Origin of the sequence: Roseateles sp. (assembly GCF_036404855.1) — a bacterium.
In the GTDB taxonomy this organism is placed as follows: domain Bacteria; phylum Pseudomonadota; class Gammaproteobacteria; order Burkholderiales; family Burkholderiaceae_C; genus Pelomonas.
Map to the genome: position 1 here is coordinate 1 of NZ_DASWYS010000219.1, position 11,853 is coordinate 11,853.

The window sequence follows — 11,853 nt, forward strand, 5'->3', positions numbered from 1 at the left end:
GTCCTGGGCATTGCGTCGTTCGACCGACTTGGCCTGCCCCGACTCTCCTGACCTCAAGCTCTCGAACCGCCTGGTGCGGACCCGCATGCCAGGTGGTGTGGCAGGGGCGCCTCCTCAAGGAGGCCCCCTATGCCGATTGGGGCGCTGATCAAGTGCTCCGTGCTGCGGGTCGGCGTCGAACCCGGCAAGCACTCGTTTCCGGCACGCCCGGCGGTGCACCTGCCAGCAGTGCGCGCTTCAGTTGAGCGTCAGCCTTGCTGCGCAGAATGCCACCCAGTTCAAACCCCCCGGAGACCCGAGCATGTGGAAGTTGATCGTTGGCTTCATCGCCTTTGCCGCCCTGGCGCTGTACATCCTGACCAAGAGTGGCGGCAACATCGACCTCAGTGGCGAGAAGCACGACGTGACTGCAGGCCATGAGCCGGCCGCTTCGGCCGCCGTGGAGGCCGCTTCCGGCCCGGCTTCCGCAGCGTCTCAGTAAGTCGCGGTCGGTAGCTCGCCGCCGGCGCGTTGCGGCGCGACCAGCGGCAGGCGCATCAGCATCTGCGTGCCCTGGCCAGGGGCGGACTTCACCTCGATCTGGCCGCCTAGCACGTTGGTCACGATGCTGTGCACGATATGCATGCCCAGGCCGGAACCACCGGTGCCCAGCTTGGTCGTAAAGAAGGGATCGAAGATGCGCCGCCGCACCGGCTCGTCCATGCCGCGGCCGTCGTCGATGACGCTCAGCTCGGCCTCGGTATCGCTCAGCCGGGCGCAATGCACGCGGACCGTGCCATGCGCCCGGCCGTCGAAGCCGTGCAGCAGCGCATTCATCAGCAGGTTGGTGAGTACCTGTCCCAGCGCGCCGGGGTAGCTGTTCATCGCCAGCCCGCGGCACAGGTCGGTGTCGATGACGAAGGGCGTGTGCTTGAAGCTGGGCTCCACCATGACGAGCACGTCCTCGACGACCTTGCCCAGGTCGAAGTCGCGCCGCAGATCGGCCGTCTGGTCGATGGCCACCTGCTTGAAGTCGCGCACGAGGTCGGCCGCCTTCTGCACGTTGCGCTGCAGGATGTCCTGGCCGCGCCGCGTGTCGCGGGCCAGTTCCTCCAGCGTGCTGCGGCGCAACTGCGCGCTGCCACTCAGCATGGCCTCGAGCTGCCGGTAGCGGTCATCCAGCGCCGACACGACGGTCAGCGCATTGCCGAGCGGCGTGTTCAGCTCATGCGCCACGCCGGCCACCAGCCGGCCCAGTGACGCGAGCTTCTCCGATTCGACCAGCTCGCGCTGCGCCTTCTGCAGCGTCTGCAGCGCTTCGGACAGCTCGTCGTTGCTGGCCGTCAGCTCGGCCGTGCGCTGCGTCACCGTCTCTTCCAGGTTGAGGTTGTGCTGGCGCAGTGCCTCGAACGCCGACAGCAGGGCCTGGCGCATGCGCTCCATCGCGACGCCCACGCGTGCGATCTCGTCGGCGCCGCCAACGTGCAGCGGCTGCTCCAGCCTGCCCGCGGCCAGCGCCTCGGCGGCACCCGTCAGTGCCGTCATCGGCCGCAGCACAAAGCGCTGCAGCACCCACAACATCAACACCAGCGACAGCGTCAGTGTCAGTCCGCTGCGCCAGACGGTGCGCCAGACCTCCGCCTGCTTGGCCTCCAGTAGCGGCGCTGCGCTCATGTGCACCGTCAGCTTGGCGATCTCGCGGCCGTCGCGCTGGATGGGGCGGGTCTGGCTCAGCACCAGGTCGCCATCGATCGAGTCGCCCACGCGCTGCTGCGAAAGGAACGGCGCCGAGGATGCCGGCTCGACGACCTGCACGGAGACGAAGCGCGGGTCGTCCATCTGCGCCTTGACCATGGGGTCGGCCAGGTCGGGCGACACCTGCCAGACCGGCTCGGCCAGCGACAGCGCCATCACCTCGGTGACGCGCGTCAGATCGCGCTTGAGCTCGTCCATCGCGGTCGCCCGCGTCTTCTGGCTGTCGTAGAGCAGGACCGCCGTTGTCGGCAGCAGCAGGCCCAGCAGCAGGGCAAGCACGACGGCGAAGGTCAGTGAATTGCGTTGCCAGCCGAATGGCGATGCGGGCGTCTGGGGCAGAGCGGTGGCGGGCGGCGGCAAGGGGCTTTCCGGCATGGGACGGGCGCGCGACAGGGGGCGAGCGGAGCGGGCAGAGTGTAGGTCCGCCAAAGCGGTGCAAATGCGCATTCGGCCCCGGAGAAGCCCGGGTTTTTCCCGGGGCTGGAGGGCTGCTGGGGGCGGGGGGGCTGGCGCCACAATCCGCCGCCAGAAAGCGCCCCGGCGGCGTTTGGCCTGGAGAAAAACAATGAAGCGTTGGGTTGGACTGGCGGCATGGCTTGCCGCCTGCATCGGTACGAATGCAGCGTTAGCGCAGAACCTGCGCGTCGGCATGGTGGCTGGCTTCTCCGGGCCGGTCGCCGGCATCGTGCAGGAGAGCGCCGAGGGCGCGCGCCTGTACTTCGACGCCATCAATGCGCAGGGCGGCATCAAGGGCCAGAACATCGAGCTGGTCACGCAGGACGACAAGTACAACCCGGCGATGGCGGCCGCGGCCGCCAAGGCCCTGGCCGGGCAGGGCGTGCTGACGCTGATGCTGAGCCGCGGTACCGGCCCCACCGAGGCCATGCTGCCGGTGCTGAAGGACAACAAGCTGCCGCTGATTGCGCCGGCCACCGGCGCCAGCAGCCTGCGCGAGCCCCTCCATCCCTGGGTCTACCACCTGCGCGCCAGCTACCAGCGCGAGGCCGAGCGTGCCGTGAAGCACCTGGCCAGCATTGGCGTGAAGCGCATCACCATCGTGCAGGTCAACGACCCCTTTGGCAACGATGCCGGCAAGGGCGCCATCAAGGGCCTGGACGACGTGAAGCTGCGCGCGCAGTCCCATCTGCGCTTTGACCGCAACAAGCCCGGACTGGCGCCGACGATGCAGGCCATCGCCAAGGCCGGCATCGAGGCCATCGTGCTGATCGGACCAGCCTATGCCGTGGTCGAGGGTGTCAACGCGCTGCGCGCGGCGGGCTCCACGGCCCACGTCGCGACCTTGTCCAACAACGCTTCCAGCGATTTCGTGAAGCAGCTGGGCGACAACGCCCGCGGCGTCATCGTGACCCAGCTCTTCCCCTACGAGCGCTCCACCGCCAACCCGCTGGTGCGTGAGGCACTGGGCCTGGCCAAGGCGGCCGGTCGCAGCGAGCTGACGCCAGCGCAGCTGGAAGGCTTTGCGGCGGCCAAGCTCGTCGTCGAAACGCTGCGACGCGCCGGCGGCAAGGACATCGGTCGCGAGAGCTTCGCCAAGGCACTGGACGGTGCCCGCATCGACATTGGCGGCCTGCAAGTGCAGTACAGCGAGAAGGACCACAGCGGTCTCGAATTCACCGACGTGTCCATCGTCGGCCCGGACGGCAAGTTCTGGCGGTGAGGGGGCGGCCCCTGCCCGGGGCGAACCTGCCTGCCCGGCAGGGCCGGGTCACCGGGTTCCGCGCGATGATGCGTCCCCGCGTTGCGGGCTGCATGAGGAGCGTGTGATGGATCTGGGCTTGAAGGGCCGCTGGGCGCTGGTGTGCGCCGCGAGCAAAGGGCTGGGACGCGGCTGCGCCGAGGCACTGGTGGGCGAGGGCGTCAACGTCGTCGTCACGGCGCGGGGCGAGGCAGACCTATTGGTCACGGCCGCGGCACTGCGGGCGCTGAATCCGGGCGTTGAGGTACGAGCCGTCGCCGGCGACATCGCCACGCCCGAGGGGCGTGCGGCAGCACTGGCCGCCTGTCCGCAGGTCGACATCCTCGTCAACAACGCGGGCGGCCCGCCGCCGGGGGACTTCCGCGACTGGGAGCGCGATCAGTGGATCGCGGCGCTGGATGCCAACATGCTGGCACCCATCGCGCTGATTCAGGCCACCGTGGACGCGATGGCCGCGCGCGGCTTCGGGCGCGTCATCAACATCACCTCGGGTGCCGTCAAGGCGCCGATCGACACGTTGGGCCTGTCCAACGGTGCGCGCTCGGGGCTGACGGGCTTCGTCGCCGGCGTGGCCCGCCAGCCGCGCCTTGCCGGCGCCAACGTGACGATCAACAACCTGCTGCCCGGCGCCTTCGACACGGACCGCCTGCGCAAGACCATGGCCGGCGCCGCCGCAAAGTCCGGCGCATCGGCCGATGAGCTGGCGGCCCGGCGCCGTGCGGCCATCCCGGCGCAGCGCTTCGGCACGGCCGCCGAATTCGGTGCCGTCTGCGCCATGCTCTGCAGCGTGCATGCCGGCTACCTGACCGGCCAGAACATCCTGCTCGACGGGGGCAGCTACCCCGGAACCTTCTGATCCAGACCAAGGGCCATCCATGACGTGGTTGAAGCGCATCCTCGGCGGCCTGCTGCTGCTGATCCTCCTTGTTGCGCTGGCGCTGTGGCTGGCCCTGCGCGGCAGCCTGGCACAGCTCGATGGCGAACGGGCATTGGCGGCCCTGGGCGCGCCCGTCGAAGCGCAGCGCGACGCGCGCGGCTACCTGACCCTTACCGCCGAGGACCGGCTTGACGTGGCGCGCGCCCTGGGCTTCGTGCATGCGCAGGAGCGCTTCTTCCAGATGGACCTGATGCGCCGCAACGCGGCCGGCGAGCTGTCGGCGCTGGTCGGCGCCAAGGCCTTGCCGCTGGACAAGGCACGCCGCATGCACCGCTTCCGCCACCGCGCCGAGCTGGGCATCGCTGCCCTGCCGGCCGAGGAGCGCGTGCTGCTGGACGCCTACGTCAGTGGCGTCAACGCGGGCCTTTCGGCGCTGTCCAACCGTCCCCCTGAGTACCTGCTGCTGCGCCAGGCGCCCCAGCCGTGGGTGGCCGCCGACACTATCCTCGTCGCCTACGGCATGTACCTGGACCTGCAGTCCTCCCAGGGCCGCGATGACATCGCGACCGGCTTGCTGCACGATGCGGTGCCGGCCGACTGGTACGGCTTCCTCACCCAGCACAGTGCCGACTGGCAGGCCGCCATGGACGACAGCCAGGTCAGCGCGGTGCCGCTGCCCGCGAGCCCGCTGCCGCAAGCGCTGCGCACCGTCAAGACGGCCTGCAGCGACTGCAGCCTGCGTGACGCGCGCGACCTCGGCAGCAACAACTTTGCCGTCGCCGCCGCGCATGGCGTCGACGGAAGGGCCATCGTGGCCGACGACATGCACCTGGGCTTGCGTTCGCCGGGCACGTGGTTCAAGGCGCGCATGAAGTGGAAGGATGCCGCCGGCAGCCATGACGTGGCCGGCGTGACCCTGCCTGGCGCACCGCTGCTCGTCGCGGGCAGCAACGGCCACATCGCCTGGGGTTTCACCAACACCACCTCGGACTGGGCCGACGTCGTCACGCTCAAACTCAATGCGGCCGGCACGCACTACATGGCCGGCGGCGTGGAGAAGCCGCTTCAGCGCGCTGTCGAGCACATCGAGGTCGCGGGCGGGGCGCCAGTCGACCATGTCGTGCTGGAGAGCGAATGGGGTCCCGTGATGCCGCAGAAGGCGGCGGCGGGCCAGGCCTACGTGCTGCGCTGGGTCGCGCATGACCGCGAGGGCATGAACCTGCGGCTGATGAACATGGAGACCGCGGCCAACGTCGACGAGGCGGTGCAACTGGCGGTCGGTGCCGGCATGCCGGCGCAGAACCTGCTCGTGGCCGATGCCGGCGGGCGCATCGCGTGGACCGTCGTCGGTGCCATGCCCAGGCGCACGGGTGGGGAGGACATGGACCGCCCGCAGGACTGGAGCGATGGCCGCCCGCGCTGGCAGGGCTGGCTGGGCACGGCCGAGCAGCCCCGCATCGTGGACCCCGCCGACGGACGGCTGTGGACGGCCAACTCGCGCATGGTCGGTGGCGCAGCGCTCAAGGTCCTCGGCAACGGCGGCTACGACCTCGGCGCCCGTGGCCAGCAGATCCGCGACGGCCTGCGTGCACAGGACAAGTTCGATGAGGCCGGACTGCATGCCATTCAGCTCGACCATCGCGCGCTATTCCACCAGCGCTGGCGCAACCTGCTGTTGACCCAGGTACTGACGCCCGACTTCGTCGCCGCCAACGGCCTGGCGGACTACCGCGCCGAGGTCGAGAAGAGCGCCGACGCCGCGCGGCCGGACGCCGTCGGCTACCTGCTGGTGCGTTCCTTCCGCCTGCAGGCACTGAAGAGCCTGTTCGCGCCGCTGGCCGGCCTGCTCGAGGCTCGTGAGCTCAAGCTCAGCGACCTGAAGATGGTGCCCGAGACGCCCGGCTGGGCGCTGATCCAGGCCGGGCGGCCGGACACGCTGCCGGCCGACTTCAAGAGCTGGCCCGAGCTGTTGCAGCGCGCCGTGCTGGTCAGCCGCAGCGAACTCGTCGCCAAGTACGGCAGCGTGGCGGCCTCGACCTGGGGCGCCGACAACACCACCAGCATGCGTCATCCGCTGAGCGCGGCGCTGCCTGCGCTTTCCGGCTGGCTGGACCAGGCCTCCCAGGGCATGGCCGGCGACAGCCACATGCCGCGCGTGCACAACCACGGCCACGGCCAGAGCGAGCGCATGGTGGTCTCGCCCGGCCACGAGGAGCGCGGCATCCTCGTCATCCCCGGTGGACAAAGCGGCCATCCGATGTCGCCCTTCTACCGCGGCGACCATGCCGCCTGGCTGGCCGGCGAGCCGCTCCCATTCCTGCCGGGCACGACCCAGCACCGGCTGGTGCTGAGGCCTTAAGCGGCTGGGCAGAATGGCGTGGTCACCTCACGCCATGAACGCCCGATGAAAGTTGCTCTCGTTACCGGTGCCGGCTCCGGCATCGGCCGTGCCGTTGCACGCGCCCTGGCCGCCGACGGCTGGACCCTCGCCCTGATGGGGCGCCGCGAGGCGCCGCTGCGCGACACCCTGGACGGTGCGCTGCACCTGCCCGCGGACGTTGCCGAGGAGGCGCAGGTCGAAGCGGCCTTCGCGACGCTGCGCCAGCGCTTTGGCCGGCTGGACCTGCTGTTCAACAACGCCGGCATCGGCGCACCTCCGGTGCCCGTGGACGAACTGACCGTGGCGCAGTGGCGCGCCGTCGTCGACACCAACCTTACCGGCAGCTTCCTCTGCGCTCGCGCGGCCTTTGCGCTGATGAAGGCCCAGTCGCCGCGTGGCGGACGCATCATCAACAACGGTTCCATCTCGGCCCATGCGCCGCGGCCGTTTTCGGCGCCTTACACGGCCACCAAGCACGCCATCACGGGCCTGACCAAGTCGCTGAGCCTGGACGGTCGCGCCTTCGACATCGCGGCCGGCCAGATCGACATCGGCAATGCCGCGACCGACATGACCGAGCGGATGGCGCAAGGCGTGCTCCAGGCCAACGGCCAGATGGCCACGGAGCCGCGCATGGACGTCGAGGACGTCGCCCGCGCCATTGTCTACATGGCCTCGCTGCCGCTGTCGGCCAACGTGCAGGCCATGACCGTCATGGCGCGCGACATGCCCTTTGTGGGACGGGGCTGAGGCCTGCCATCGCAACGCCAATCGGCCTGTGGCCACGCTGTCGGCGGGTGTTGGTTCAGAATCGGCCCATGAACCTGGTTCGTTTCCTGATCCGTCTGCTGCTCATCGTCTTCGGCGCCATCGTCGGCCTGGGCCTCTTCGTCTTCGCCGTCATCGCCTTCCTCAGCTTCCTGCTGTTCAGTCTGTTGACCGGACGCAAGCCCAACCTGCAGTTCCGCGTCAACAAGAACCCCTGGGCTACCCGGCAGGCGCCGGCCGGCGACGTGGTGGATGTCGAGGCACGCGAGGTGCGCGATGTCAAACCACTGCCGCTGCAGCCGCCCGAGCAGCGCTGATCAGCGCAGCTCGACCGGCCCGTACCACGTATGGGCCGACGCGCGGCTGTTGTCGCTGTCGGTCATGACGGCCATCGAGGTCAGCGGGCCCGGTGCCTCGCCAAAGGCCAGTCGGAAGTCGGCTGCGAGGTCCCGGCGGTGGTCGCGCCAGCGGCGCAGCTCGGCCGGGCCGGAGTCGACGACGATTTTGCGGATGCGGTCGCTGCGCGGATTGACGACGACCGTGCCGACAGGCAGCTTGCTGTCCCAGACATACATCAGCGTGGCATAGGGCGGTGACTCGCCCGTCAGCGTCTGGGCGAGCTCGAACTTCATGCGGGTGCGCAGCGGCAATGCGTCGACGTCGCCATCGAAGCCGAAGATGACCCGTGCGACGGCGTCCTCGTGACGGGCGTCCGAGACATTGGCGCCCGGGATGAGGCCCTGCACCCACCAGGAGAAATCGACCTCTCCGACGTGGGCCACGGCCGGATCCAGGCGCTTGCGCCACAGGCTGGCGGAGCGCTCGGACACGGCCTCCAGTGCGGGGCGGCCGTCCTTCTCCGTCCAGCTGTAGCGGGTGAGCGCCTTGCCCGGCAGCTTCATCGGCTGCCAGCCCTCGGCGGAGGGCGGGGGCGTGAGGGTGGTTGCGCAGCCGGCCAGCAGGGCCAGCGCGCAAAGGTGCAGAAAGCGACGCATCACCAGGTCTTGCGTTGGAGTTCTTCGAGGATTTCGCCGTAGATGCGGTAGCGGCTGGCGCTGATCAAGCCCCTGTCCAGCGCAGCGCGCACGCCGCAGCCCGGTTCGTGAATATGTGAACAGTTGTGGAAGCGGCAGTCGCCATGCTCGCGCAGGTCGGGCATGTAGCGCCAAAGCTCGGCGGCCTCGATCTGGCGCAGGCCGAACTCCTGGAAGCCCGGTGAGTCGATCAACGCCGTCGTGCGTGACTCGTCGGTCCAGTACCACTGTGTGGTGGTGGTTGTATGGCGGCCGGAGTTCAAGGCCTGCGAGATCTCGCCGACCTGGGCCTGGGCGTCCTTCACGAGCAGGTTGATCAGCGTGCTCTTGCCGGTGCCGCTGGGGCCCAGCACGAAAGTGCGCTGGTTCGCCAGCCAGGGCTGCAGCGTGGCGCGCGAAGTCTCGCGATCGGCCTTGAGCGCAACCTCGAACATCGTCAGGCCCATGGCGCGGTAGGGCGCCAGCCGCTCGCGGGCGGTATCGGTGCCGGGCAGGTCGGTCTTGTTCAGCGCGATGGCCGCGCGGATGCCGGCGGATTCGGCGGCGATAAGCGCGCGGGCAAGTTGCGACTCGCTGAACACCGGCTCGACCGCGACGAGGACCAGCAACTGGTCCAGGTTGGCTGCGAAGCTCTTGGTCTTCCACTCATCCTGGCGGAACAGCAGGTTGCGGCGCGGCTCCACGGCCTCGATGACGCCTTCGTCCGCGCTCGCCTCCGCAAAGCGCACCTGGTCCCCGACGACGGCGTCGCTCTTCTTGCCGCGCGGGTGGCAGACGAAGCGCCGGCCATCCGTGTCCTCGACGATGTAGTGGCGGCCGTGGCCGCGCACGACGAGCCCCAGGTCCAGCGCCTGGAACTTGCTCATCGGAGCGTCTCGTCCGACGGGTGCATCGAGCGAGCCTCCCAGGTCATGCGGGCCGGCTGCACAGCCGCCCAGCGCTCGGCCCTCATGAGCCCGAGGCTTCGGGCAGCGCGCTCACCTGGGCTGCGCAGATCGCGTCGTTGAGCGTCAGCCCGCCGCGCGAATGCGTGGTCCAGCTCACGGTGCAGGCGTTGTAGCCCACCAGCATCTCGGGGTGATGATCCTGCGCGTGAGCGATCTCGGCAACGGCGTCGACAAAGGCCATGGTTTGGTAGAAGTTGTCGAAACCAAAGCGCCGCCCGATGAGCTTTGCGTCGGCATCCGGCAACCAGCCTGGGAGGGCGGCCAGCACGCGGGCGCGGGTGTCGGCGTCCATCAGCGGGGCCTTGGGGTCGCACTGGGCGAGCAGCAGATCGTTCATGAGGCAAGCGCCGCGAGCCGTTCGGCAGCGGGTGGGTGCGAGTAGTAGAAGCGGGCGTAGACGGGGTCGGGCGTCAGCGTGCCGGCGTTGTCTTCGTGCAGCTTGAGCAGCGCAGACGACAGGTCGTGGCCGCTGGCCTGCGCGCGGGCATAGGCGTCGGCCTGGAACTCGTCGCGGCGCGAGAAATGGCTGGCCAGCGGCGTGACGAAGAAGCCGAACACCGGGCCGGCGAGCAGGAACAGCATCAGCGCGAGGGCGTCGTTGGGGGCGCCGAGGTTGGGCACCACGCCCAGGCCCAGGTAGAACGCGGGCTGCTGCATCAGCCAGCCCAGCAGCGCGAAGCCGGCCAGGCTCATCGCGAACATCAGCGCGATGCGCTTGGTGATGTGACGGTGCTTGAAGTGGCCCAGCTCATGGGCCAGCACGGCCTCCACCTCGGCGCCGTTGAGCTTGGTCAGCAACGTGTCGAAGAAGACGACGCGCTTGGCCGGGCCGAAGCCGCTGAAATAGGCATTGCCGTGGGCGGAACGCCGGCTGCCATCCATCACGAACAACCCCTTGGCTGCGAAGCCGCAACGCGCCATCAGCTTCTCGACGCGCTCCTTCAGCGTCGCGTCGGTCAGCGGCTCGAACTTGTTGAAGAGGGGGGCGATGACGGTCGGATATATGACCATGACGAGCAGGTTGAAGCCCACCCACGCGCCCCAGGCCCACAGCCACCAGCGCGGGCCGGCGGTGCTCATCAGCCACAGGATCAACGCCAGTATGGGCAGGCCCAGCAGCGCGCCGACGAGCACACCCTTGAGCATGTCGGCAATGAAGAGCCTCAGCGTCGTGCGGTTGAAGCCAAAGGCCTGCTCGATCCTGAACGTGGACCACAGCTCCCAGGGCAGTTCCAGCACCGCCCCGATCAGCATGAAGGCCGCGACCAGGCCCAACTGGTAGCCCATGGGCTGCCAGCCTTCGGGCAACGCAAGGCTCGCGTCGAGCACCCAGCCGTTCAGCGCGTTCAGGCCGCCCAGCAGCGTCCAGCCCAGCAGCACGGCTGCGTTGAAGGCCAGCGCCAGCAGACCGAAGCGGCTGCGCGCGATGGTGTAGTCGGCAGCCTTCTGGTGGGCCGCCAGCGTCACGCTGCCCGCAAAAGCTGCCGGCACCTGGCCGCGGTGGGCGGCGACATGGCGCACCTGGCGCGTGGACAGCCAGAACTTGACGAGCAGCGAGGCCGCCAGCGCAACGGCGAACACGAGGGACAACAGCGTGGGGGACATGCGCAAATTTTAGGCTGCGAGAATCCGAGCTCTTCAGAATGAGCTTCACCATGTCCGACACCCTTGCCATCAGCGACAGCAACCTGATCTGGATCGACCTCGAAATGACGGGTCTCTACCCCGACCGTGACCGCATCATCGAGATCGCCGTCGTCGTCACCGACCCGCTGCTGGAGAAGCGCATTGAAGGCCCCGTCTTCGCTGTCCATCAGAGCGACGCAACGCTGGACGCGATGGACGCCTGGAACAAGGGCACCCACGGCAAGAGCGGCCTCATCGACCGGGTCAAGGCCTCCACGATCTCCGAGGCCGAGGCCGCCGCCCAGACCATCGCCTTCCTCAAGCAGTACGTGCCCAAGGGCAAGAGTCCCATGTGCGGCAACAGCATCTGCCAGGACCGCCGCTTCCTCGCCAACTACATGCCCGAGCTGGAGGACTTCTTCCACTACCGCAACCTGGACGTGTCGACGCTGAAGGAGCTGGCCAAGCGCTGGAAGCCCGCCGCGCTGGAGGGCTTCAAGAAGGCGCAGGCGCACACCGCGCTGGCGGACATCCAGGAGTCCATTGACGAGCTGGTGCATTACCGCACCCACTTCCTGAACCTGGCCTGATCCGGATCGATTGCTGCACGCCGCCTTCGACTTTCCCCGCCACCCGCTGGCCCGCGAGGACGGCGAGCGCCTGCGCGGCTGTTGGTCCGTGGCACCGGCGCGCTGGCTGCGGGCGGCGCGGCTGGAGGAGGTGCCCGGCGTCATCGCTGCGGCCGAGACGGCCGCGCGGGGCGGCGCCTG

Annotated in this window: 12 protein-coding genes; 7 read left to right on the forward strand and 5 right to left on the reverse strand. The window is 69.1% G+C overall.

Features of this window, described 5'->3' with window-relative positions:
• Positions 1–301 precede the first annotated feature (301 nt).
• Entirely contained in the window at positions 302–481 is a 180-nt protein-coding gene (locus VGF12_RS14550) for a hypothetical protein (RefSeq protein WP_331176758.1), read from the forward strand.
• Here the strand turns inward: VGF12_RS14550 and VGF12_RS14555 are convergent.
• On the reverse strand, positions 475–2,109 hold the full coding sequence (locus VGF12_RS14555) for a HAMP domain-containing sensor histidine kinase (RefSeq protein ID WP_331176759.1): 1,635 nt from the start codon (positions 2,107–2,109) through the stop codon (positions 475–477). The genes VGF12_RS14550 and VGF12_RS14555 overlap by 7 nt on opposite strands.
• A gap of 190 nt (positions 2,110–2,299) precedes the next feature.
• Here VGF12_RS14555 and VGF12_RS14560 point away from each other — a divergent pair, with 190 nt between their 5' ends.
• The 5 genes from VGF12_RS14560 (at position 2,300) to VGF12_RS14580 (ending at position 7,793) form a co-directional block, all read left to right on the forward strand.
• Complete coding sequence (locus VGF12_RS14560; RefSeq protein ID WP_331176760.1) at positions 2,300–3,412, forward strand: ABC transporter substrate-binding protein; 1,113 nt, start codon at positions 2,300–2,302, stop codon at positions 3,410–3,412.
• Between the two features lie 106 nt (positions 3,413–3,518).
• Positions 3,519–4,307 (forward strand): SDR family oxidoreductase, encoded by a 789-nt coding sequence (locus VGF12_RS14565; RefSeq protein ID WP_331176761.1) that lies wholly within the window; start codon positions 3,519–3,521, stop codon positions 4,305–4,307.
• Positions 4,308–4,326: 19 nt separating this feature from the next.
• Positions 4,327–6,687 carry a penicillin acylase family protein gene (locus VGF12_RS14570; protein WP_331176762.1) on the forward strand — a complete coding sequence of 787 codons (2,361 nt, stop codon included), beginning with the start codon at positions 4,327–4,329 and terminating at the stop codon, positions 6,685–6,687.
• A gap of 45 nt (positions 6,688–6,732) precedes the next feature.
• The gene (locus VGF12_RS14575) at positions 6,733–7,458 is read left to right on the forward strand and encodes an SDR family oxidoreductase (RefSeq protein WP_331176763.1); all 726 of its coding nucleotides are present in this window, start codon (positions 6,733–6,735) and stop codon (positions 7,456–7,458) included.
• Positions 7,459–7,526: 68 nt separating this feature from the next.
• Positions 7,527–7,793, forward strand: coding sequence for a hypothetical protein (locus VGF12_RS14580; protein ID WP_331176764.1), 267 nt, complete (start codon positions 7,527–7,529; stop codon positions 7,791–7,793).
• Here the strand turns inward: VGF12_RS14580 and VGF12_RS14585 are convergent, their stop codons facing one another.
• From VGF12_RS14585 to VGF12_RS14600, 4 genes are all read right to left on the reverse strand, one after another.
• Complete coding sequence (locus VGF12_RS14585; RefSeq protein ID WP_331176765.1) at positions 7,794–8,471, reverse strand: DUF3047 domain-containing protein; 678 nt, start codon at positions 8,469–8,471, stop codon at positions 7,794–7,796.
• Complete coding sequence (gene rsgA / locus VGF12_RS14590) at positions 8,471–9,376, reverse strand: ribosome small subunit-dependent GTPase A (RefSeq protein WP_331176766.1); 906 nt, start codon at positions 9,374–9,376, stop codon at positions 8,471–8,473. Before rsgA ends, VGF12_RS14585 begins: the two co-directional genes overlap by 1 nt.
• A gap of 82 nt (positions 9,377–9,458) precedes the next feature.
• On the reverse strand, positions 9,459–9,794 hold the full coding sequence (locus tag VGF12_RS14595) for a 4a-hydroxytetrahydrobiopterin dehydratase (protein ID WP_331176767.1): 336 nt from the start codon (positions 9,792–9,794) through the stop codon (positions 9,459–9,461).
• Positions 9,791–11,062 (reverse strand): M48 family metallopeptidase, encoded by a 1,272-nt coding sequence (locus VGF12_RS14600; protein WP_331176768.1) that lies wholly within the window; start codon positions 11,060–11,062, stop codon positions 9,791–9,793. The genes VGF12_RS14595 and VGF12_RS14600 overlap by 4 nt, the downstream gene beginning before the upstream one ends.
• Before the next feature lie 50 nt (positions 11,063–11,112).
• Between VGF12_RS14600 and orn the strand changes: the two genes are divergently transcribed.
• Positions 11,113–11,673 (forward strand): oligoribonuclease, encoded by a 561-nt coding sequence (orn, locus tag VGF12_RS14605; RefSeq protein ID WP_331176769.1) that lies wholly within the window; start codon positions 11,113–11,115, stop codon positions 11,671–11,673.
• Positions 11,674–11,853: the final 180 nt, after the last annotated feature.